General features: G+C 70.2%; 18 protein-coding genes and 1 tRNA gene. 13 read left to right on the plus strand and 6 right to left on the minus strand.

All coding sequences use genetic code 11. The features are described from left to right. Window positions 1–107 precede the first annotated feature (107 nt). From J4030_RS05770 to J4030_RS05780, 3 genes are all read left to right on the plus strand, one after another. Window positions 108–3,497 (plus strand): transglutaminase family protein, encoded by a 3,390-nt coding sequence (locus tag J4030_RS05770; RefSeq protein ID WP_307864583.1) that lies wholly within the window; start codon window positions 108–110, stop codon window positions 3,495–3,497. Window positions 3,498–3,565: 68 nt separating this feature from the next. Then, window positions 3,566–6,229, plus strand: coding sequence for a circularly permuted type 2 ATP-grasp protein (locus tag J4030_RS05775; RefSeq protein ID WP_208048266.1), 2,664 nt, complete (start codon window positions 3,566–3,568; stop codon window positions 6,227–6,229). Further along, the gene (locus tag J4030_RS05780) at window positions 6,226–7,170 is read left to right on the plus strand and encodes a transglutaminase family protein (RefSeq protein ID WP_208048267.1); all 945 of its coding nucleotides are present in this window, start codon (window positions 6,226–6,228) and stop codon (window positions 7,168–7,170) included. Before J4030_RS05775 ends, J4030_RS05780 begins: the two co-directional genes overlap by 4 nt. Window positions 7,171–7,257: 87 nt before the next feature. Here the strand turns inward: J4030_RS05780 and J4030_RS05785 are convergent, their stop codons facing one another. The 3 genes from J4030_RS05785 to J4030_RS05795 all read right to left on the minus strand — a co-directional run bounded on the left by J4030_RS05785 (window position 7,258) and on the right by J4030_RS05795 (window position 10,280). Further along, a complete protein-coding gene (locus J4030_RS05785) occupies window positions 7,258–8,661 on the minus strand; it encodes a glutamate decarboxylase (protein WP_208048268.1) in 1,404 nt (467 codons plus the stop codon). Window positions 8,662–8,872: 211 nt separating this feature from the next. After that, window positions 8,873–8,961: transfer RNA gene (locus J4030_RS05790), tRNA-Leu, on the minus strand. Window positions 8,962–9,083: 122 nt separating this feature from the next. Next, window positions 9,084–10,280, minus strand: coding sequence for a sorbosone dehydrogenase family protein (locus tag J4030_RS05795; RefSeq protein WP_208048269.1), 1,197 nt, complete (start codon window positions 10,278–10,280; stop codon window positions 9,084–9,086). An 86-nt stretch (window positions 10,281–10,366) separates the two neighbouring features. Between J4030_RS05795 and J4030_RS05800 the strand changes: the two genes are divergently transcribed. The 3 genes from J4030_RS05800 to J4030_RS05810 are packed head-to-tail and all read left to right on the plus strand — an operon-like array spanning window position 10,367 to window position 13,703. Next, a complete protein-coding gene (locus tag J4030_RS05800; RefSeq protein ID WP_208048270.1) occupies window positions 10,367–10,801 on the plus strand; it encodes a hypothetical protein in 435 nt (144 codons plus the stop codon). Window positions 10,802–10,836: 35 nt separating this feature from the next. Further along, window positions 10,837–12,387, plus strand: coding sequence for an ATP-dependent DNA ligase (locus J4030_RS05805; RefSeq protein ID WP_208048271.1), 1,551 nt, complete (start codon window positions 10,837–10,839; stop codon window positions 12,385–12,387). Beyond that, complete coding sequence (locus J4030_RS05810; RefSeq protein WP_208048272.1) at window positions 12,384–13,703, plus strand: M20/M25/M40 family metallo-hydrolase; 1,320 nt, start codon at window positions 12,384–12,386, stop codon at window positions 13,701–13,703. The genes J4030_RS05805 and J4030_RS05810 overlap by 4 nt, the downstream gene beginning before the upstream one ends. A gap of 56 nt (window positions 13,704–13,759) precedes the next feature. Here J4030_RS05810 and J4030_RS05815 read toward each other — a convergent pair whose 3' ends face one another. Then, window positions 13,760–13,945 carry a DUF5703 family protein gene (locus J4030_RS05815; RefSeq protein WP_179480782.1) on the minus strand — a complete coding sequence of 62 codons (186 nt, stop codon included), beginning with the start codon at window positions 13,943–13,945 and terminating at the stop codon, window positions 13,760–13,762. 39 nt (window positions 13,946–13,984) lie between these two features. On the opposite strand from J4030_RS05815, the gene J4030_RS05820 reads away from it, so the two are divergent. Then, window positions 13,985–14,353, plus strand: a complete 369-nt coding sequence (locus tag J4030_RS05820) for a primosomal protein (RefSeq protein WP_208048273.1) — start codon at window positions 13,985–13,987, stop codon at window positions 14,351–14,353. 50 nt (window positions 14,354–14,403) lie between these two features. On the opposite strand, the gene J4030_RS05825 is transcribed toward J4030_RS05820, so the two are convergent. Further along, window positions 14,404–15,339 (minus strand): aldo/keto reductase, encoded by a 936-nt coding sequence (locus J4030_RS05825; protein ID WP_243762957.1) that lies wholly within the window; start codon window positions 15,337–15,339, stop codon window positions 14,404–14,406. A 51-nt stretch (window positions 15,340–15,390) separates the two neighbouring features. Here J4030_RS05825 and J4030_RS05830 point away from each other — a divergent pair, with 51 nt between their 5' ends. From J4030_RS05830 to mshC, 5 genes are read left to right on the plus strand one after another with little or no spacing between them, the layout of a single operon-like run. Continuing rightward, window positions 15,391–16,452 (plus strand): LLM class F420-dependent oxidoreductase, encoded by a 1,062-nt coding sequence (locus J4030_RS05830; protein WP_208048275.1) that lies wholly within the window; start codon window positions 15,391–15,393, stop codon window positions 16,450–16,452. Then, window positions 16,452–17,267: a histidine phosphatase family protein gene (locus J4030_RS05835; RefSeq protein ID WP_208048276.1), complete on the plus strand. Its 816-nt coding sequence runs from the start codon at window positions 16,452–16,454 to the stop codon at window positions 17,265–17,267. The genes J4030_RS05830 and J4030_RS05835 overlap by 1 nt, the downstream gene beginning before the upstream one ends. Before the next feature lie 9 nt (window positions 17,268–17,276). After that, window positions 17,277–17,816 carry a DUF3090 domain-containing protein gene (locus J4030_RS05840; RefSeq protein WP_179480772.1) on the plus strand — a complete coding sequence of 180 codons (540 nt, stop codon included), beginning with the start codon at window positions 17,277–17,279 and terminating at the stop codon, window positions 17,814–17,816. Beyond that, window positions 17,794–18,597 carry an SCO1664 family protein gene (locus J4030_RS05845; RefSeq protein WP_208048277.1) on the plus strand — a complete coding sequence of 268 codons (804 nt, stop codon included), beginning with the start codon at window positions 17,794–17,796 and terminating at the stop codon, window positions 18,595–18,597. The genes J4030_RS05840 and J4030_RS05845 overlap by 23 nt, the downstream gene beginning before the upstream one ends. 19 nt (window positions 18,598–18,616) lie before the next feature. Continuing rightward, entirely contained in the window at window positions 18,617–19,867 is a 1,251-nt protein-coding gene (mshC, locus tag J4030_RS05850; RefSeq protein ID WP_208048278.1) for a cysteine--1-D-myo-inosityl 2-amino-2-deoxy-alpha-D-glucopyranoside ligase, read from the plus strand. A 98-nt stretch (window positions 19,868–19,965) separates the two neighbouring features. On the opposite strand, the gene J4030_RS05855 is transcribed toward mshC, so the two are convergent. Continuing rightward, window positions 19,966–21,411, minus strand: a complete 1,446-nt coding sequence (locus J4030_RS05855) for an HNH endonuclease signature motif containing protein (RefSeq protein ID WP_208048279.1) — start codon at window positions 21,409–21,411, stop codon at window positions 19,966–19,968. A gap of 311 nt (window positions 21,412–21,722) precedes the next feature. Here J4030_RS05855 and J4030_RS05860 point away from each other — a divergent pair, with 311 nt between their 5' ends. Next, window positions 21,723–22,418: a dienelactone hydrolase family protein gene (locus tag J4030_RS05860; RefSeq protein ID WP_307864584.1), complete on the plus strand. Its 696-nt coding sequence runs from the start codon at window positions 21,723–21,725 to the stop codon at window positions 22,416–22,418. Window positions 22,419–22,586: the final 168 nt, after the last annotated feature.

The raw sequence follows: 22,586 nt of genomic DNA on the forward strand, positions 1-22,586 counted from the left end.
GTGACCGCAGCGCCGACAATCCACGCACGCGGGAAACCGACCGTGGCGCACCAGACGTAACACCGGCGCAACCCGGGCACGCCAGGCGACTGCATAGGGTGTGCCGGGTGACGATCCGCGTGGCCCTCCAGCACCGCACGACCTACACCTTCGATCGCCCGGTGACCGTGCATCCTCACACCGTGCGGCTGCGGCCGGCTCCGCACAGTCGTACGCCGATCACGGCGTACTCGCTGACCGTCTCCCCGCGCGACCACTTCCTCAACTGGCAACAGGACGCGTTCGGCAACTACCTGGGCCGACTCGTCTTTCCCGAGAAGGTGGGCGAGCTGGACATCATCGTCGACCTGGTGGCCGACATGACGGTCATCAACCCGTTCGACTTCTTCGTCGAGGACTACGCCGAGACCTACCCGTTCACCTACCCGCCGGAGCTGCACGCCGACCTCGAGCCGTATCTGCGACCGGTCGACGACGGTGCGCCGGGCGCCGGGCCGGGGCCGCTCGTGCGGCAGTGGGTGCAGGACAAGGTCGAGCGTCCGGCCGGCGGCACCCGCATCGTGGACTTCCTGGTCGGCATCAACCAGCGGGTGCGGGACGACGTGGACTACAGCGTCCGCCTCGAGACCGGCGTCCAGCAGCCCGACGAGACCCTCGGCAAGCACCTGGGTTCCTGCCGGGACAGCGCCTGGCTGCTGGTCTCGGTGCTGCGTCAGCTGGGCCTGGCCGCGCGCTTCGTCTCGGGCTACCTGGTGCAGTTGACCGCCGACCAGGCAGCAATCGGCGGTCCGAGCGGGCCGACCCAGGACTTCACCGACCTGCACGCATGGGCCGAGGTCTTCATCCCCGGCGCCGGATGGGTGGGGCTGGACGCGACCTCGGGCCTGTTCGCCGGCGAGGGGCACATCCCGCTCTGCGCGACGCCGCACCCCTCCAGCTCCGCGCCGATCTCCGGAGCCACCGACTTCACCGGCGTGCAGTTCTCCTTCTCCAACTCCGTGACCCGGGTCTTCGAGGACCCGCGCGTCACGAAGCCGTACTCCGAGGAGCAGTGGCAGGGCGTCCAGGCGCTCGGGACCCACGTCGACGACCTGCTGGCCGAGGGCGACGTACGCCTCACGATGGGCGGGGAACCGACCTTCGTAAGCGTGGGGGACACCTCCGACCCGCAGTGGGAGACCGCCGCCGATGGTGCCGAGAAGCGCCAGCTGGCAACGCAGTTGGCCGACAAGCTGCGCGCGCGGTGGGCCCCCGAGGGCTTGACCCACCACGGTCAGGGGAAGTGGTACCCCGGTGAGCCGCTGCCGCGGTGGCAGATCGGGCTGCTCTGGCGGCATGACGGTCAACCACTCTGGCGCGACCAGTCCTTGCTCGACGACCCATGGTCGGCACCGCGCGTCGAGGCCGGCTCCACGGCCGCGGGGGAGTCGGTACGCGCGCTGGCTCTGGCGGTCGCAGCCCGCCTGGGCGTGCCTGCGGAGGTGACGCGCGCGGCGTACGAGGATCCGCTGAACGAGCTCCTCACCCAGGCCCGCGACCCCCGCGGGGAGCGCCCGGACGAGCGCATCACGCCGGAGACGGGCGCCGACCAGCGTGCACGCGAGCTGGCAGCCGTCGACGCGTCCGCCGGCATGCCAGCCGGGTGGGTCGTGCCGGTCTTCTCCGATCCGGACGGCGACGGCTGGGCGACCGCGCACTGGCGCACCCGCCGCGAGCGCCTCTTCCTGATGCCCGGCACCTCCCCACTGGGGCTGCGCCTCCCACTGGCGTCCGTGGCCTGGACCGAGGCGCCCTACGTGCCCGACCGGTCGCCGTTCGCGGCGCGCGGCCCGTTGCCGCGGATCGACCCGATCACGGTCCCCGACGACGTACCGGCTGCCCCTGTCCGCGACATCGAGGACTCGCCGCGCACCGCCCTGGCGGTGGAGGAGCGCGACGGTCACGTCTTCGTGTTCCTGCCGCCCTGGGACGACTTCGAGCACGGCGTCAGCCTGCTCGCCGCGATCGAGGGTGCGGCCGCTGCGACCGGCGTACCCGTGGTGCTGGAGGGTTACCCGCCGCCCGGCGACGGCCGCGTCCAGACCCTCAGCGTCACGCCGGACCCGGGCGTGATCGAGGTCAACCTGCAGCCGACGAGCAGTTGGCCGGAGCTGGTGCACCTCACCGAGAGCCTGGACGACGACGCCCGTCACTCGCGGCTCGCGACCGAGAAGTTCGACCTCGACGGCACCCACACCGGCACCGGAGGCGGCAACCACATCACCCTCGGCGGGGCGACCCCGGCCGACAGTCCGATGCTGCGGCGACCGGACCTGCTGCGCAGCATGATCACGTTCTGGCAGCACCACCCGGCGCTGTCGTACGTCTTCTCCGGCCGGTTCATCGGCCCGACCAGCCAGAGCCCGCGGGTGGACGAGGGTCGCGCGGAGACGCTCTACGAGCTGGAGATCGCGTTCTCCGAGCTCGAGCGCGTCACGAGCGATCCCCTGCAGCAGGGCAAGGAGTCGCTGCCCTGGCTCACCGACCGGCTGTTGCGGCACCTGCTGACCGACATCACCGGCAACACCCACCGCAGCGAGTTCTGCATCGACAAGCTCTACAGCCCCGATTCGGACCGCGGCCGGCTCGGACTGCTGGAGATGCGCGGCTTCGAGATGCCGCCGCACCCGCGCATGGCGTTGGTGCAGGCGCTGCTCGTGCGCACCCTCGTCGCCCGGTTCTGGTCGAGGCCGTACGCCGCGCCGCTCATCCCGTGGGGCACCCGGCTGCACGACCGCTTCCTGCTGCCCGCCTTCGCGTCGGCGGATCTGCGCGACGTGATCGACGACCTCAACGTGTTCTTGCGCGAAAGCGTTAGTGACACAACGCGTTTCGACCCCGCCTGGGTCGGCCCGTTCCACGAGTTCCGCTTCCCCCGGTTGGGAGAGGTCGACGTGGCCGGAGTGCACCTGGAGCTGCGGCAGGCACTCGAGCCGTGGAACGTGCTCGGGGAGGAGGTCGGCCGTGGCGGAACGTCGCGGTACGTCGACTCCTCCGTCGAGCGCGTCCAGGTCTCCGCGACCGGACTGCTGCCCGAGCGGCACGTGGTGACCTGCAACGGCGTGCCCATGCCCCTGCTCCCGGTGCCCGGCACGGGTGGTCAGGTCGCGGGCGGTGTGCGCTACCGCGCGTGGGCGCCGCCGTCGGCGCTGCACCCGACGATCGGGGTGCATTCACCGCTCGTCTTCGACCTGGTCGACCGTTGGAACGACCGTTCTCTCGGTGGCTTCACGTACCACGTTACGCACCCCGGGGGCCGGTCCTACGAGCATTACCCGGTCAACGCCGCCGAAGCGGAGACCCGCCGGGGGAGCCGCTTCGAGGCAGCCGGCCACACCGCCGGACCGGTCGACACCAGCGCGTGGCCGACCACCGCGAGCACCGCGTACGCCAGTGCCGACTATCCCGCCACGCTCGACCTGCGACGCTTCTCGGCCGGCCACAAGGCGACCTCGTAGGGTGAGCGGATCATGATGTCGGTCAAGGTTGCTCGCGCGTCCGAACACCTCGTCGAGGTCCAATCACGATGACGACCGTCGACGTGCTGGAGCAGTACGGGGATCGGCGCTCCGACGCGCGGTCGCCCCTCGCCGGACAGGATCTCGGCACCCCGTACGACGAGACCTTCGGGGCCGACGGCGCGCTCGTCCCCAGCGCCGACCTGGTGCGCGACATGGGCGCCCTCGGCGCGGGCGGCCTTCGGTCACTGCAGGCCGGGGTGCGCCGTCTGGTCAGTGACGACGGCATCACCTACGGCGTCGCACCCGAGGGCCGACGGGCCGGTCGATGGCGCCTGGACGCACTGCCCGTCATCCTCGACCGGACGCAGTGGCAGGTCATCGAATCCGGCCTCTCCCAACGCGCCGAGCTGCTCGACGCGCTGCTCACCGACCTCTACGGCCCTCAGCGACTGCTGGCCGACGGCACCATCCCGGCAGCGGTCGTCTTCGGGCACGCGGGGTTCCTGCCCGCGGCGTACGGCACCTCCCTGCCCGGCCCCCGACAACTCATCCTGCCCAGCACCGACCTCGCCCGTGACGCGCACGGGCAGTGGACGGCGCTCGGTGACCGCGCGCAGGCCCCGTCGGGCGCCGGATACGCGATGGCCGACCGCCGGATCGTCGCCCGTGCCCTGCCCGGGCTCTACCGAACGACCGAGCTGAGCCGGCTGCGTGGCTTCTTCGACGACGTGCGCGACGCGCTGCTGGCGGTCGCACACGAACGCGACCGTCAGCCCCGCGTCGTGCTGCTCTCGCCGGGCCCCGCCAGCGAGACGGCGTTCGACCAGGCCTTCGTCGCCACCCTCCTCGGGCTGCCCCTGGTGCAGTCGGAGGACCTGGGCATGCGTGACGGGAAGGTGTGGTTGCGCACGACCGGGCGGGAGGAGCAGGTCGATGTGATCCTGCGGCGGGTCGACGCGTCCTGGTCGGATCCGCTCGATCTGCGTGCCGGATCCCGGCTGGGGATCCCCGGGCTCGTCGAGGCCACCCGCAGCGGCCACGTAAGCGTGGTCAACCCGCTGGGCGCCGGGGTCCTGGAGAATCCCGCGCTGGCCCCCTATCTCGACCGCGCCTGCCGCGCGCTGCTCGGTGAGGAGCTGCGCCTGCCCTCGGTCCGAACGCTCTGGTGCGGCGACGAGGATGCCCGCCGCGAGGGACTCGCGCGGCTCGGTGAACTCGTCATCACCCCGATCGACCGCGAGGCCGGCGAGCAGACCGTCTTCGGGTGGGAGCGCACGCATGCCCAACTGTCCGACCTGAAGGCGCAGATCGAGGGCGAGCCGTGGCGCTGGACCCTGCAGGAACCGGTGGCCATGTCGACCACACCGGTCGTCGCGGACGACGGTCTCGCTCCACGACGTCTGGTGCTCCGCGCGTTCGGGGTGGCGAGCGATGACGGATACCGTTGGATGCCAGGCGGGCTCGGCCGACTGTCACGGGATGAGACGAGCCGCCTGGTCTCCAATGCGGCGGGCGGGCAGGCCAAGGACGTCTGGGTCCTCGCGTCCGCGGACATCGAGCGCACCGACCGCGACAACGCGCACCTGTGGCTCGCCCGGCCCCTGCCCGGGATGCATCGGTCGGTCGCTCTTGCGCCGCGTGCCGCCGGTGACCTCTTCTGGCTGGGTCGCTACACCGAGCGCGCCGAGTCCTCCACCCGGCTGGCCCTGATCTGCGACGACCTCGTCGCGGACCACCTGCGCCGGTCGGCGTCGCCGGGGTACGCGGCGATGGCGGTGCTGCTCGCCGCGCTGACCGAACTGACCACCGTGCGACCGGGATTCACCGGAACTCACGCCGAGGCAGCGTTGGCCACGCCGGTGCACGAGCTGCGGATCCTGCTGAGTGAGACCACCAGGGTCGGCACCATCGCCTACGACATCGAGGCGGTGGTGCGCACCGCGCACGCCGCCCGCGAGTTGCTCTCCGTGGACACCTGGCGGGTGCTCGGTCGGCTCCAGGAGGCGCTCGACGGGCTCCCCGACGACGCGGCGGGCGCCGACGACCCCGTGCAGGGGGTGCTCGGCCAGGCTCTCGAGCTGCTCATCGCGCTGGCCGGGCTCAACGCCGAGAGCATGGTGCGCGATCTGGCGTGGGCGTTCCTCGACGCGGGCCGACGTACGGAACGCGCGCTGCGCACCGTCGACCTGTTGCGGCACACCCTCGCCCAGGAGCGTCCACCGGTGGTCGACGGTCAGCTGACCGAATCGGTCCTCCGCGCCTGCGACAGCCTCATCACCCACCGACGCAGGCTCACCGCGGGGCAGGGCCCGGCCTCGCCCGTGCAGGCGGCGTTGGACCTGCTGCTGCTCGACCCGGCGAACCCACGCTCGGTGCGCTTCCAGCTCGACCAGCTGGAGATCGCGCTGCGCGAGGTGCCGAACGTCCAGGTCACAGCACAGATCGCGGACATCCGAGGACTGCTCACGGGTGTCGACCTCGACGAGATCTGCGCCGCGCGCCGCGCCGGCCTCCAGCAGCTCGGCCACGAGCTGCACGAGCGACTCACCCGGCTGGGTGCGGCGATCGAGGATGCGCACTTCGGGCGCCCCAGCACCCAGCAGACGATGCGGGTCAGCGAGTTGATCGAGCCGGAGGGCATGGGGCAGACCATGGATGGTGGGCTCACGCAGGAGCTCAGCGGGATGACCCAGACGATGGCGGCGCCGTCGAGGGCGGGGGAGTCGTGACCGGCTCGGACCTGCACGCGACGCGGTGGTACGAGGTGCGGCACCGCACGAACTACTACTACGAGGACTACGTCACCGCGTCCTACGGGCGCGCCTGTCTGCGGCCGCGTGCGACACCGCACCAGCAGGTCGCGTCCAACGTGGTGGAGGTCAAGCCGGCCGCGGACGTACTGAGCGAGCACACCGACCTCTTCGGCAACTTCAGCCACTATCTCGAGGTGCGGACCCGCCACACCGAGCTGCGCGTGTCCAAGACCAGCGTGGTGTCGGTGACGGTGCCGCCAGTGGACGTGGACGCGCTGAATCGCTGGACCGTCGCCTCCGCGGCGCGCGAGCTGCGCGAGTCCGAGGCGACTCCGCGGGCGGCGTACGCGGCCTACACGCTACCGTCCAGCCTGGTCGAGCTCACCCCCGCGGTCCGGGAGTACGCAGCGTCCATCCTGCCGCCGGACCGTCCGCTCGGTGAGGCGCTGGCCGATCTGTACCACCGGGTGTTCGACGACTTCGAGTACAAGAAGGGCGCCACCGGCGTCTCGACCACCCTGGACGAGGTGCTCGCCAGCCGGCGCGGCGTCTGCCAGGACTTCGCCCACCTGGGCGCCGGGTGCCTGCGCGCTGTAGGTCTGCCCGGCCGTTACGTGAGTGGTTACATCGAGACGGCGCCGCCGGCCGGTAAGCCGAAGCTCGAGGGGTCGGACGCGACGCACGCCTGGGTCGCCGCCATGGTGCCCGGCGGGGACTGGATCGACCTGGACCCCACCAACGACCACTTCGCCGACTCGCGTTACCTCACGACCGCGTGGGGCCGCGACTTCCGCGATGTGTCGCCGTTGCGCGGGGTGATCTACACCGAGAGCAGGACCAGTCGGCTGGAGGTGCTGGTCGACGTCATCCCGCTGGATCCCGCGGACCTGCCGCCACGGCTGCTGTCGGTGACCTGACCCGAGTTGCGGAGGCGACGGTGCGCGTCGAACGCCCACCTCGTCGTGGGGACGAGGCGGGCGTCGCGTCAGTTGCCGGCGGACCCCTCAGTGGTGGAAGGACGTCGGGCCGCTGTTGCCTGCTTTCCGCACGTCCTTCACCAGAGTGTCGGTGACCTGCCGGAGATCGCGCATGAAGAGGTCGGCGAGGTCGCGGGAGAAGCCGTGCCGGCAGACGATCCGCAGGACGGCGAGGTCGGTGCGGTCCTGCGGGAAGGTGTACGCGGGCACCTGCCACCCGTGTTCGCGCAGACCGCGTGAGACCGCGAAGACGTCCCATTCGGTGACGTCGTCGGCGGTGGTGAAGGCGAAGACCGGCAGCTGGTCCCCGCGGGTGATGAGCCGGTAGGGGCCGAGCTTCTCGATCTCACTGGCCAGCCAGGTGGCGACGTCGCGGGACGCCTGCTGCACAGCGACGTACCCCTCGAAACCGAGTCGGAAGAACGTGTAGTACTGCGCGATCACCTCCGACCCCGGACGGGAGAAGTTGAGCGCGAAGGTGGGCATGTCACCACCGAGGTAGTTGACGTTGAAGACCAGCTCCTTCGGCAGAGCGTCCGCGTCGCGCCAGATCGCCCAGCCGACACCGGGATACACCAGCCCGTACTTGTGACCGGAGGTGTTGATCGAAGCCACCCGGGGGAGGCGGAAGTCCCAGACCAGGTCGGGGTCGAGGAACGGGGCGACCATCCCGCCGGACGCGGCGTCCACGTGAATGGGTACGTCGGGGCCTCCGCCCGCTGCCAGCCCGTCCAGGGCGGCGGCGATCTCCGCGACGGGCTCGTAGCTCCCGTCGAAGGTCGATCCGAGGATGGCCACCACCCCGATCGTGTTCTCGTCGCAGTGGGCGACGGCCTGCTCGGCGCCGAGGTGCAGCCGATCGCCCTCGACGGGGACGAGGCGCGGCTCGACATCCCAGTAGCGACAGAACTTCTCCCAGCAGACCTGCACGTTCGCGCCCATCACCAGGTTGGGTCTCCGGGTCGGGTCGGCGCCCGTTCGGGCCGCCCATCGACGTTTGAGGGCCATCCCGGCGAGCATGCACGCCTCGCTGGATCCGGTCGTCGAGCAGCCGGTGGCGACGTCTGCCTCGGGCGCATGCCACAGATCGGCCAGGATCGCCACGCAGCGGTTCTCGATGGCCGCGGTCTGGGGGTACTCGTCCTTGTCGATCATGTTCTTGTCGACCGATTCGGCCATCAACTGGTGCGCCTGCGGCTCCATCCAGGTGGTGACGAACGTCGCGAGGTTGAGGCGGGCACTCCCGTCGAGCAGCAACTCGTCGTGGACCAGCTGATAGGCGACGTCCGGCGGCACCGGATGCTGCGACAGCGCGTTCAGGGGCGGGATGATCTCGGTCTCGAGAGCCGGGTTGGCGAGGCCGAGGAACGGGTTCCCCTCGCGCCGTCCCGGAGTGTGTCGGACAGGGACGTTGTCACCGTGGAGGGCCATGCCGGTCACTATCGCAGCGTCACCTGCGCCCCGCGCGCCCGCCGCACGGCCCGGGTGGTCTCGCCGCACGTTTCGTGGGGGTTTTGCGTCTGCGGCCAGGACTGCAGCACTGGCCACAGACGCAGAACGCCCACCTCGTCGCCAGGACGAAGTGGGCGTCGTGCACAGCACCGGCCGCACCGCATGGCGGGCCCTGTGAGCTGTCGATCTGTGGTGTCCGAGGGGGGACTTGAACCCCCACCCTCTAATACGAGGACTAGCACCTCAAGCTAGCGCGTCTGCCTATTCCGCCACCCGGACGAGGTGTACGACGGCCACCCTGGGAGGCGGGCCGACGACGCGAAAGGCTAGCACGCTGTAGGCCTGCGCCCCGCATCGGCAGCAGCCGCCGAGCGGCCGTCGTACCGCCCCGGACGCCGCGGTCAGGAGGCGGGCGCGTGCGGTGTCACGCGGAGCACCTTGTCGCTCTTGTTGCCGTTGTCGGTGGTGACGTAGAGCGCCCCGCCGGGGCCGGTCTGGACGGTGCGGATCCGCCCGAAGGTCTTGTTCAGCTCCGGCATCAGCTCCTGTCGCAGCACCTTGCCCGCCTTGTTGAGCGTGAGGACGCGCACGCCCTGACCCTTCAACTCGGCGATGGCCAGCGCTCCGTTCCAGCGGCCCCAGGCGGCGCCTTGCAGGAAGGTGATGCCGCAGGTCGCGACGGTGCTCGACCCCGAGGACCACTGTGCGCGGATGGCCTTGGGGAACTTCTTCAGGTCGGTCATCGGCACGGACTCGTTGTAGCCCGGCACCGGGTCGTACCCGTAGTTGCCGCCGTTGTAGGCGATGTTCGTCTCGTCGTCCCGCGTCGTGCCCTGCTCCTGCGTCCACAGCTGCGAGGTGCCCGGGCGCATCGCCAGGCCCTGCATGTTGCGGTGCCCGTAGCTCGTCACGTAGCGCGCATTGCCGCCCTTGGAGTGGAACGGCGTGTTGGTCGGAATCTGACCGTTGGCACCGACCCGCAGGGTCTTGCCGCCCAGGGAGTAGAGGTTCTGCGGGTTCGTCCCGGTGGCGGCGTCGCCTGTGCCGACCGCGAGCCAGTAACCCGGCACGAACCGCAGCCGGCACCCACTGTGCCGGCCGCTCGTCACCGGCAGACCGGAGAGGATCGTCTTCTGGCGGTTGGCCGACTTGCCGTCGTTCGACATCGCCCACCGGATCACGCGGGCATCGACCGCCTTACCGCCGCGCTGGTAGGTCTGACAGGTGTAGAAGTAGCGGTGCACGGTCGTCGGGTCGACGACCAGGCCCTCCAGGCCGCCCTCGCTGTGCACGTAGAGGTCACCCAGCGGCGCCTTGATGGTGCGCACGCTGCCGGCGCGGGTACGCAGGGTCAGCACGCCCGGCCGCTGGGTGGTGAGCATGTCGCCGTTCTTGAAGAACGACACGTCCCAGGGGTGATCGAGGCCCGACATCACAGTCTGTACGGCGGGTGCGGCGGCTGCCTGCGCGGAACCGCTGGCGCTGCCCGAGACGGCCGAGCACGCCATGGTGACGGCGGCAGTGCCGGCGACCGCGGCCGCGGTGACGCCGGCGCGCAGGGAGCGGGGCATGCGGCGGTGATCAGTGTGATGGCTCATGAAACAACGCTAGACCGCGAGCCCCCAGCTGTGGTGGGACGTGCTCCACCGGGCTGGGCCGTCCTTCCGCCCAACCAGGGAGCAGCGTGCGGCGTCCTGAGGATGAAGGGGAGGGAGGATCGATGAAGCGCATTGCATCGTGGTTCGCGGCCGGGGTGGTCGTCGTTGGCCTGGTCGTGGGTCTCGTCTGGCAGCTCCATTCCGACGGCAAGATCAGCTACCACCGCAGTAGCGTCGCCGTCGCCTCCTACGAGTCCGCATCTTCCGACGCCCGTGCGTTGGTCCTCAGCACCGCGATGTTGGCCGGGGGTGACAAGGATGTGACTGCGAGGGTGGTCAGTGAGTCGTCGAGCCGGGTCGTCGTCGCCATGAGTTATCAGCGGTTCGAGTGCAACGGCTGTGCTCGAACTGCTGAAGGCTTCATTGTCCCCGTCCCCGTACATCTGCGCGCGCCGCTCGCGGGACGCACGGTCGTCGATCGACTCACGGGCCGCCCGGTGAAATACGCGACCAGGCCCTGACACCGAGTGTCGGTGGTTACCAGCAGACTGACCGGATGCTGCTGGCTGATCTCGTCTCCGTCTCCACAAAGGTCGGTGCGACGCGCTCGCGCAACGCCAAGACGCAACTGGTGGCCGACCTGTTGGGCGCCGCGGCACAGGAGGAGCCCGACGAGGTGGAGGTCGTCGCGGCGTACCTGTCGGGCGTGCTTCCGCAGCGCCGCGTAGGCGTCGGATACCGCACTCTCGCGGCGGTTCCCGAGCCGGCTGCCACGCCCCGACTCACCGTCGCGCAGACCGACGAGGCGATGCAGCAGCTCGCGGACGCCGGCGGACCTGGCTCGGCGGGCGCACGCGAGCAGATCCTCCGCGCGCTGCTCGGCGCGGCCACCGAGCCGGAGCAGACCTTCCTCAAGGGCCTCATCACCGGCGAGCTGCGCCAGGGTGCGCAGGACGGTGTGATGCTCGCGGCGATCGCCGCCGCGGCCCAGGTGCCCGCACCCTCCGTACGACGCGCCGTCATGTTGGCGGGTTTCACCGCGCCCGTCGCCTCGGCGGCCCTGCGCGGGGGAGCGTCCGCGCTCGCCGAGATCGGTCTGCTGCCAGGGCGACCCCTGCGGCCCATGCTCGCCGCGTCGGCGACGACCGTGAGTGACGCGATGCAGGCCGTCACGTCGACGGGGGAGGCCGTGGCGGTGGAGTGCAAGCTCGACGGCATCCGCATCCAGGCCCACAAGCTGGGCAGTGAGGTTCGGCTCTTCACCCGGAGCCTGGAGGAGGTCACCGACCGGCTGCCGGAGGTCCTGGAGGCGGTGCTGGCTCTCCCCGCTGAGCGGCTGGTGCTCGACGGCGAGGTCATCGCCCTGCGTGAGGACGGCGTGCCGCAGCCCTTCCAGGTCACGGGTGCGCGCACCGCCAGCCGCAAGGACCCGGCACAGCTGCGCGTCGAGACACCGGTGACTCCCTGGTTCTTCGACGTCCTGCACATCGACGGAGACGACCTGATCGACGTGCCCGCGAGCGCGCGCTGGGCCCGGCTGACCGCATTGGTGCCGCGGACCTATCTGATTCCGCGGGTCGAGACCGCGGATCCCGAGGTCGCTCAGCAGTTCTTCCAGGAGAAGGTCACGGCCGGTCACGAGGGCGTGGTCGTCAAGTCGCTCGACGCGCCGTACGCTGCCGGCCGTCGCGGCGCGGGCTGGGTCAAGGTCAAACCCCGGCACACCCTCGACCTGGTGGTGCTCGCCGTCGAGCGCGGCAGCGGGCGGCGCACCGGACTGCTCTCCAACATCCACCTCGGCGCACGCGATCCGGCGACGGGGGATTTCGTGATGCTCGGCAAGACCTTCAAGGGGATGACCGACGAGATCCTGGCCTGGCAGACCGAGCGCTTCTCCCAGCTGGCCACCGCGGACGACGGGTGGACCGTCACGGTGCGTCCCGAACAGGTGGTGGAGATCGCGTTCGACGGGGTGCAGCGATCCACTCGGTACCCCGGCGGGATGGCGCTGCGTTTCGCTCGCGTGCTGCGCTACCGCGAGGACAAACGCGCCGAGGAAGCCGACACCGTGGACCTGGTGCGCGAGGTGGCACAGTGGGAGGCATGACTGACGCGCAGCCCGAAGACGAGGTCGTCCAGCTCTGCCAGGACCTCATCGGCATCGACACCAGCAACTACGGCGACGGCAGCGGTCCGGGGGAGCGCAAGGCGGCCGAGTACGTGATGGGGCGTCTCGAGGAGGTCGGGCTCGAGCCAGAGCTCGTGGAGAGCGAGCCGGGCCGGGCGAGCGTGCTGGTGCGCATCGAGGGCGAGGACTCCGCGCGTGGCGCGCTGGCCGTGCACGGACACCTCGACGTCGTGCCGGCGAACGCCGACGACTGGGCGGCGGATCCGTTCGGCGCCGAGATCCGTGACGGCTGCGTGTGGGGACGTGGCGCAGTCGACATGAAGGACATGGACGCGATGATCCTGGCGTGCGTGCGTGACCTCGCTCGCACCGGCAAGAAGCCCGCGCGCGATCTGGTGATCGGGTTCCTGGCCGACGAGGAGGCCGGGGGAGTCAAGGGCTCGCAGTGGCTCGTGCAGAACCGTGCTGACCTCTTTGAGGGCGTCACCGAGGCAATCAGCGAGGTTGGCGGCTACTCGGTCACGGTGCGCAACAAGGAGGGCGTCGACCAGCGCGCTTACCTGCTGCAGACCGCCGAGAAGGGCATCGCCTGGCTGACGCTGCGCGCCCATGGTCGAGCCGGGCACGGCTCGCTGGTGGCCGACGACAACGCCGTCGTACGCCTCGCCGAGGCCATCGCCCGCATCGATGCGCACCCGTGGCCGCGGGAGTTCATCGCCTCGGTCCGCGACCTGTTCGACGGATTGTCGGACCTGACCGGCAAGCCGTACGACGACGACTCGGTCGACGACCTGCTGCCCGATCTGGCCGGTGCGTCGGCCTTCGTCAACGCCACCCTGCGCAACACCGCGAACTTCACCATGCTGAACGCCGGCTACAAGCACAACGTCATCCCGCAGAGCGCCAGTGCCTCGCTGGACTGTCGTTTCCTGCCCGGTCACGAGGAGGAGATGATGTCGATCATCTCCGAGCTCGCGGGCGAGCACGTCGAGGTCGAGGTCGTGCACAAGGACATCGCCCTGGAGGCGCCGTACGACGCGCCGCTGGTGGAGAAGATGAAGCAGGCGCTGCTGGCGCAGGATCCGGGTGCGGCGATCCTGCCCTACTGCCTGTCCGGTGGCACCGACAACAAGGCGCTGGCGACCCTCGGCATCACCGGCTACGGATTCGCGCCGCTGAGGCTGCCGGCGGACATGGACTTCTCCTCGATGTTCCACGGTGTCGACGAGCGGGTGCCGGTGGATGCGCTGAAGTTCGGCACACGGGTGCTGGGCGGCTTCCTCGCGGACTGCTGACCTTCTCCACCCGCGCGGCACCCGCTCCCGCGAGAGTGCGGTCGCGCGGGTGGGCGTCAGGCGGTGCGCTGCACGCGGATGATCTTGCGGCGCAGCCACACCCGTCGGTGACCGCCGATATAGAGCCGTACGCGCGCGAGTTCCCAGTGGCCGTACTCGGCCTCGTCGGCCAGGATCTGGCGGATGTCACCCCGGCTCGCGTGCCGCGGGAAGCGCAGCATGCGGTACTCGTACTCGATCATGACTGCCTATTGTGCGACACACCCGATACGGTCGGGGGCATGCCCATCGATCCGCGAGTTGCCCTGCAGCGCTTCACCGACGCGCTCGAAGAGCACCTGGCCGCTTCACGTGCACGGCGGGGGGAGAACGATCCGGCGGTCGTCGAGGCGTACCGCCGGGTCGCCGACTCTTTCGACGCGTACGACGAGTCGTTGATGGACGCGTTCGGTGAGGTCACCCCGCTGGAGGTCTACGAAGGCGACGAGGACGACGACGACCTCGACGACGACGACCTCGACGACGACCAGGACGACGACGATGACGACGAGTCGTCGGACGAGTTGGATGATCCCGACGAGGACGCCGCCGAGGATCTGGATGATGAGGACGTCGAGTTCGAGCGCGGTCCCGCCACTCCGGGGCGCTGAGCCCGCTACCTTCGCCGACCGCGCGCTGAGCGGCGTACCTGGTTGCGCTGTTACTCCGAGTGCAGGGACACCTCGTCCAGTGCGTCCCTGACCTGATCGGGCAGGTCGATCGCGTTGCTTCCCAGCGCCATCCGCAACTGCCCGGGCGTACGCGCGCCCACGATCGCCGTGGCGATGCCGGGCTGCTCCCTCAACCACGTCAGCGCCACCTGCACCGGGCTGATCCGCAGCCCCTCGGCCGCTGTCGCCACGGCATCCACGATGGTCCCCGACCCGTTGTCCACCCGCCGGCGCGCCCAGTTCTCGTGCCGGCCCCCGGCGGCGCGGGAGTCCGCCGGGACTCCGTGCCGGTACTTGCCCGTCAGCACTCCGCCACCCAGCGGTGCCCAGGCCAGGATGCCGGCGCCCAGATGTTCCGCGGCGGGCAGGACGTCGGAGTCGGCGGTCCTGGCCACCAGGCTGTACTCGATCTGATCCGCGACGACCGGCACGCCTTCGGCCTGCAGCAGCGTCGCCACCCGGGCGAGCTGCCAGCCGTTGTGGTTCGACACCCCGACGTAGCGCGCGCGACCCGAGGAGACGGCGTACGCCATCGCCGACACCGTCTCCTCGATCGGCGCGGTGTCGCCCCAGGCGTGCACCATCCAGAGGTCCACGCGGTCGGTGCGCAGGCGGCGTAGGGAGGCGTCGAGCTGGTCGAGCAGGGTGCCACGCGAGGTGTCGACGACGCGGGCGCCGCTGGTCCGCGAGATGCCCGCCTTGGTGGCGAGCGTGAGCTCATCCCGGGAGGTGGCAACGAGCGCGCCGAGGATCTGCTCGCTGGCACCGTCGCCGTACCCGTACGCGGTGTCGACCAGCGTGCCGCCCGCGTCGCGGAAGGAGTCCAGGAGCTCGGCCGCCGTGTTCTGGTCGACCTCGCTGCCCCACCCCATCGTGCCGAGCGCCAGTGCGCTCACCCGCAGACCGGACCGTCCCACCGTTCGCATGCGCACGGTGCACACCGTAGGCCCCGGAGGTGGTGCGTTAGCGTCTGGACCATGCGACTTGGGCTCAACCTCGGCTATTGGGGCACGACCGGCACGGACGACCTGGAAAGCATGGTGACTCTCGCGCGGGAGGCGGACCGGCAGGGGTACGCCGTGGCGTGGCTCGCCGAGGCGTACGGCTCCGACATCCCTTCGTTGGCGGGGTACCTGGCCGCGCACACCCCGCAGATGGGTTGGGGGAGCGCGATCATGCAGATCCCGGCGCGCACCCCGGCGATGACGGCGATGACCGCGGCCACCCTCGACCGGATCACCGGCGGGAAGTTCCACCTGGGTCTCGGTGTGTCCGGTCCCCAGGTCAGCGAGGGCTGGCACGGCGTGCGCTTCAACGATCCGCTGGGCCGCACCAGGGAGTACGTCGAGATCATCCGGGCGGCGTTCGCCCGCAAGAACGTCGAGCACGAGGGCAAGCACTTCCAGCTGCCCCTGCCCGACGGTCCGGGGAAGGCGCTGCGGCTGCTGTTGCTGCCCGAGCGTCCCAACGTGCCCATCTACCTCGCGTCGATCGGCCCGAAGAACCTGCAGCTGACCGGCGAGATCGCCGACGGGTGGCTCGGCATCTTCGTCAGCCCCGAGTACGTCGGCGAGCAGCTCGCCGAGATCCGGACCGGTCGGGCCAAGGCCGGGCACGACCACCTGGACGGTTTCGACGTGGCCGCGTCCGTGAGCGTGAGCGTCGACGACGACCTCGACGTGGCGGCCGACCGGTTGCGCGCGAACGCCGCGCTCTACATCGGCGGGATGGGGTCGCGCGACAAGAACTTCTACAACAAGCTTGCCGTGCGGATGGGCTTCGAGCAGGAGGCCGGCACGGTGCAGGACCTCTACCTGCAGCGCCAGCACCGCGAGGCGGCGGGTGCCGTCCCGCGCGACTTCATCGACCAGACCTCGCTGATCGGTCCCAAGGACCGGATCGCGCAGCGGCTGCACCGGTACGCCGAGGCGGGTGTCACCACGATCAACGTCGCGCCGGTCGGGGAATCGCTGGAGGATCGCCTGGCCACCCTCGTGCTCATGCGTGAGGTGCTCGATCGCGAAGGCCTCGCCGACTGATGGCGACTCTCCTGCTGCTGCGGCACGGCCGCAGCTCGGCCAACACTGCCGGCGTCCTCGCCGGCTGGACCCCCGACGTCCACCTCGACGACACCGGTCGCGAACAGGTGCGACGACTGTCCGAGCAGCTCGCCGTGCTCCCGATCGCGCGCGTCGTCTCGAGTCCCCTCGAACGCTGCCAGGAGACCGCCGCCGCGGTCGCCGCGCCGCACAGCCTGCAGGTCGAGACCGATCAGGACCTGGGGGAGTGCAAGTACGGCGCGTGGACCGGACGCAAGATCTCCGAGCTCGCCAAGGAACCCCTGTGGCGCACCGTGCAGGACCACCCGGCCGGTGCCGTCTTCCCCCCGTCGGAGGACTTCGAGTCCGAGTCGCTCGCCGGGATGCACGCCCGCGCGGTCGCCGCCGTACGCCGGTTGGATGCGGAAATCGAGGCCGAGCACGGGCCGCAGGCGGTCTGGTGCGCGGTGTCCCACGGCGACGTCATCAAGGCCATCCTGGCCGACGCGCTCGGGCTGCACCTCGACCAGTTCCAGCGCATCATGACCGGCCCGGCGTCGCTGTCGGTGGTGCGGTACACCCCCAACCGGCCGTTCGTCGTACGCGTCAACGACCAGGCGCGTGACGTCGCCGACCTGTTGCCGAGCAAGCAGGAATCGAGCGGCGACGCCACACCTGGTGGCTCCACGGGCGTCGCCGACGGGTCCGGTCAGGACGCTGCGGCGACCGGGCCGGACGGCGCCGGCGACGCGCACGGTCACGACACGGTCGCGACCGGGTCCACCGGTTCATCGGTCGCCGATGTCGCCGATTAGAGTCTGAGCATGCGTTTGTTGGAGTTCGAGCACCCGGACCGGTTCGTCGCCGGCACCGTGGGCCCGCCCGGAGGACGCACCTTCTTCCTGCAGGCCGTACAGGGCCGGGCCGTGGTGTCGGTGTCCCTGGAGAAGGAGCAGGTGGCGGTGCTCGCCGAGCGCGTCAACGACCTGCTCGATGAGGTCGACGCCACCGCGGACGTCCCCCAGGCGCCCCAGGACAATGACCCGCTGAGCACGCCGATCGACGACGAGTTCCGGGTCAGCACCATGAGCCTGGCGTGGGAGGCCGACCGCAAGGTTGTGATCATCGAGTGTCACGACCGCGAGGTGTCGCTGGAACCCGACGAGACCGGCGCCGACCTGGTCGAGGTGACCGAGCCGGACGCGAGCCTCATGCGCGTGGTGCTGCGACCCGAACTGGCTCGTGAGTTCGCCCGCCGCAGCCTCGCCGCCGTCGCGAGCGGACGCCCGCCGTGTCCGTTCTGCGGGGAGCCCCTCGAACCCACCGGCCACGTGTGTCCCCGTGCCAACGGCTATCGACGCTAGCTCCGACGACATCCTCGCGACGTTGCGCGAGGGCGAGTTGGAGATCGAGGGTCGACTGGTCGACGCCTCGAACGTCGCACTGCGGGTGTGGGCCGGCAGCGACGACCCGATAGCCGCCGTCTACAAGCCGATTCGCGGCGAACGGCCGCTGTGGGATTTCCCGGACGATTCGCTGGCCGCTCGCGAGGTCGCGGCGTTCATGGTGTCCGACGTCGGCGGCTGGGATCTCATCCCGCCCACCGTGATGCGCGACGGTCCCCTGGGCGCGGGGTCGGTGCAGCAGTGGGTCGGACCCTTGGACGAGCGTCCGGACCACGAGCTGCTACGGGTGGATCACGGCTCGGACGTGCCCGAGGGGTACGTGCCGATCTGGTCGGTGCTCGACGACTACGACCGCTCTCAGATCGTGTCGCACTCGACCACACAGGCGCTGCGCGATCTGGCCGTGCTGGACGCGGTCCTGAACAACGCCGACCGCAAGGCCAGCGCGATCATCGTGGACGAGGGCCGGGTGTGGGCGATCGACCAGGGGCTCTGCTTCAACTCGGCGCCGAAGTTGCGCACCTGTCTGTGGGGATTCGCGGGCGACCCCATCGATCAGGAGAATCTGCTGCGTCTGGAGCGTCTCGCGGAATTCCTGCGCGAGGACAACCCCCTCGAGGGTCTCCTCACACACCTCGAACTGGAGGCCCTGCGGTCCCGGTGCGCGCGGCTGCTGCGGGAGGAAACCTACCCGAAGGTCCCCGAGGGACGCACACCACTGCCATGGCCGCTCTGGTGACCCGGATAGGCTGACCGACGTGAAGTCCTGGCCCTCCCCGAAGATTCCCACCGTCGAGGGCAGCGGCCAGGACCTGAGGTTGCACAACCCGGTCACCGGCGCACTCGACACCGTCGAACTGCGCGACGACACCGCCCGGATGTACGTCTGCGGGATCACCCCGTACGACGCGACGCACCTCGGCCACGCGGCGACCTACGTGACCTTCGACCTCGCCGCGCGAGTCTGGCTCGACGCCGGTCGTCAGGTGCTCTACGTGCAGAACGTCACCGACATCGACGACCCGCTGCTGGAGCGTGCGGCTCGCGACGGGATCGACTGGCGCGATCTCGCACACCGCGAGGTGTCGCTGTTCCAGGACGACATGACCGCACTGCGGGTGCTCGCGCCGGACCACTTCGTGAGCGTGGTCGAGACGATGCCTCGTCACATCGACGTCGTCGGCCGCCTGCTCGCCTCCGGCGCGGCGTACACGATCGCGATCCCCGAGGACGACGGGCCGTTGGACGGTGCGGCCGATGTCTACCTCGATCTGTCCCAGCAGTCGTCGTTCGGCGACGTCAGCGGCTGGGACCGCGCGCAGATGATGTCGGTCTTCGCCGACCGTGGGGGAGACCCGGATCGCGCCGGCAAACGCGACCAGCTCGATCCGTTGCTGTGGCGCGGTGCCCGTGCGGGTGAGCCGTCGTGGGACGGCGGCGCGGTCGGTCCCGGTCGCCCAGGCTGGCATGTGGAGTGCACGACGATTGCGCTGGACCACCTCGGCATGGGCTTCGAGCTGCAGGGCGGGGGGACCGACCTGCGTTTCCCGCACCACGAGATGAGCGCCGTCCAGGCCGTCGCGCTGACCGGCGACAAGCCCTTCGCCGAGCACTACGCGCGTCAGGCCATGGTCGGCTTCGACGGCGAGAAGATGAGCAAGTCCAAGGGCAACCTGGTGCGGGTCTCGGAGTTGACGCTCGCCGGCCACGATCCGATGGCGGTGCGCCTCGTGCTGCTCGACCAGCACTACCGCACGGAGTGGGAGTACACCCCAGACCTTCTCGCCGCGGCCGAGCAGCGGCTCGACCGGTGGCGGGATGCGGTGGGCCGCGGTGAGGATGGCGACGCCGAGGTGCTCGTCGACGGGATCCGTCGCGCGCTGTGCGACGACCTCGATGCGCCGCGGGCGCTCCAGCTCATCGACGACTGGTGCGCGACCGCGACTGCCGGCGGTGCGTCGCCGCTCGTCGCGAGGGCGGTCGACGCCCTGCTCGGCATCGCTCTCTGAGCCGCTCGTACGCCGCGCGTCTTGCGCATCCACGTTGACGGTGTTCGCGTCGATTGACGGTGTTCGAACGCCGTCAGTGGTGGTAAACGCCGTCAGGGTCATGCCGCGCCCCTGCCTTGGTGGCCGGGCTGTTGTGGCATGAGTCCGGGGGTGGGGTTCCAGGTGACGCCGGTGGGTGTGACGGTGGCGGTGAGCAGGTCGCGGTGCACGATGGTGTGGTGGCGGCCGCACAGCAGTGCCGCGTTCTGAAGGTTGGTCTTGCCGCCGGCCCACCAGGGCTTCACATGGTGGGCTTTGCACCAGTCGGGTGGTCGATCACAGCCCGGGAACGTGCACCCTTCATCGCGGTGGATGATCGCGGTTCTGAGTCCACCGGTGAACAGGCGTCGGGTGCGCCCGACATCGAGGGGTTCGGACTCGCCACCGAGAACCATCGGGATGAGGTCGGCGTTGCATGCCATTCGCCGCAGGGTCCCGGCGTCGAGCAGGTCACCGTTGATCGTTCGCCCGACGCCAGGGAGGTGGCCTGCGGTGGTGAGCTGGTCGATCAGGGTCTGGTGGTCGAAGGTGATGACGATCTTGGCCGACCCGCCGACGTTGCCGTTGCTGTGGGACCGGTCCTCGTCCAGCAACCGGGCCGCAGTGTCGGCCAGTTCCATCAGCGCGTCCGCGCGCCGCTTGCCGGGGGTGCGGGTGTCCCGCTCGGCCACGACACCGGCACCCAGGCCGGATACCGGGTCGGTCTCTGCAGCAACACCACCACCGGCCGCGGCGGCGGCGGGGCACGATGCGGGAGCGGGGGCGGCGAGGGCTTGGATGGCGTGTTTGATCACCGCGGCGTGACCGGTGGACAGGTCCGCGGTCAACCGGGTCAACCCGTTCGGCAGGTCCGCCCACGTGAGCGTTTCGCAGGCCTGCTGGTGTTCTTCGTCGGCGACGAGGACTTCGGGGGCGAACCGGCCGATGATTCGCGCGGACAGGTCCCGCAGGGTGCGGGCCCCGGTGTGCGATAACGCGAGGTACCAGGAGAGGACCTCGTCCCGATCGGCACCGGGGATCACCGGCAACACCTTCGGTGCCTCCCGCAGCGCGACCTGCGCGCATCGCACAGTGACGACCCCCGCGGCCAACGCACCGGCGACGACCCGGTTACGAGGGTCAGCGCACCCGGTCGCGACCACACCCACCCGCCGGCAGGCGGATGAGTCGGCAACGGCACCGTCACTCTCGGTGACACAACTAGCGACCCAGCCACCCGCATCCGTTGCCGTGGAGTTGGCCACGGTCCCGCGGGTGACCGCCTCGGTCGTAGCGACCGCCGCCAGCGACTCGGCCCGCGACGACAAACCCACCATCGCGGCCACGAACCCACCCAGCTGGGCCTCACTCAGTTGGTACAGCGCACCGGGCCACCCCTGAAGGTCCGCCACCAGATCGGCCAGCCGACCCAGCAGCTCAGGCGCCGCACCGGGACCGGCCGGCACCACCGGTGGGGCAGGCGGCAGCGACGCATTCGGCACCCGAGAGATCCCCTCGACACTCATCCGCACCCACCCCCTTTGCAGTCGCCCGGCAGGTCTGCGATCTACCTCTCATCGTACGCGCGTTCGAAGCAATGCGCAATAGTCAATTGGTCGAATCTTCATATTTGGCAGCACTATTCGAGCAGAAGTTATCCACATCCCCCGCGCAAGAGAGCGCTTGTCCACACCCTCTAGATGAACCCCTTGCGCCCCACGAGCGAAGCCCAGCGGGCCAGGACGGCACCCGCCCTCCAGATGATCAGCTTGCCTATGTAACGTCCGAGCACATGATGATCGAAGTGCAGGCAGCGTCAGGTCCGGCAGAGGCATGGGTGTCCACACCGGACGGGGGCGGCACGCACCCCGGAGTGCTCCTCTACATGGACGCCATCGGCCTTCGGCCGCGGTTGCACGAGATGGCCGACCGGATTGCCTCGTGGGGATACGTCGTCCTGGTCCCGAACGTCTTCTACCGCGTCGGCACGGCGGCGGAGACCTCGCCTGCCGGTGAGCTGGACAGTGACGAGGCCCGCGCGGCGTTCTTCGAGAAGGCGATGCCGCGTGTCCACGAACTCACCCCCGAGCAGTCACGCCCTGACACGCAGGCCTGGCTGGACGCGCTGACCTCGCGTGACGACGTGAGCACCCCCGTCGGTGTCCTCGGCTACTGCATGGGCGCACGTCTCGCGGTCCGCGCTGCCGGCGATCATCCCGACCTCGTTGCAGCGTGCGCTGGTTTCCACGGTGGGGGACTGGTGGCGGACGACCCGCAGAGTCCGCACATGAGCATCTCGACAGCGCGCGCCGAGTTCGTCTTCGGTCACGCCGACAACGACCGGTCGATGACCCCGGACAACGTGCAGTCCCTTGGATCGGCGCTTGACGGAGCGGGCCTCACCGCCAAGAACGAGGTCTACTCCGGCGCGCCGCACGGATATTCGATGTCCGATACTGCGGCGTACGACCACGAGGCGACCGAGCGGTCGTTCCGCGAGTTGCGCGCCCTCCTCGACCGCACGCTGAACTGACCCGCGAGTGTCCGCGGGCGCGACCCTGTCGCGACGCTCACCTCGGACGGTCGATGAGGTGAGGGTGGCGCGTCGCGTGTACGACGGAACCCTGGGCGCGGGTATGGGCGGGCAATCCGGCAGGCTGGTCTCTACGAACACCTGATGACCACCGCGACTGCCGCCAGG

Source organism: Allobranchiibius sp. CTAmp26 (genome assembly GCF_017565405.1).
Lineage (GTDB): Bacteria > Actinomycetota > Actinomycetes > Actinomycetales > Dermatophilaceae > Allobranchiibius.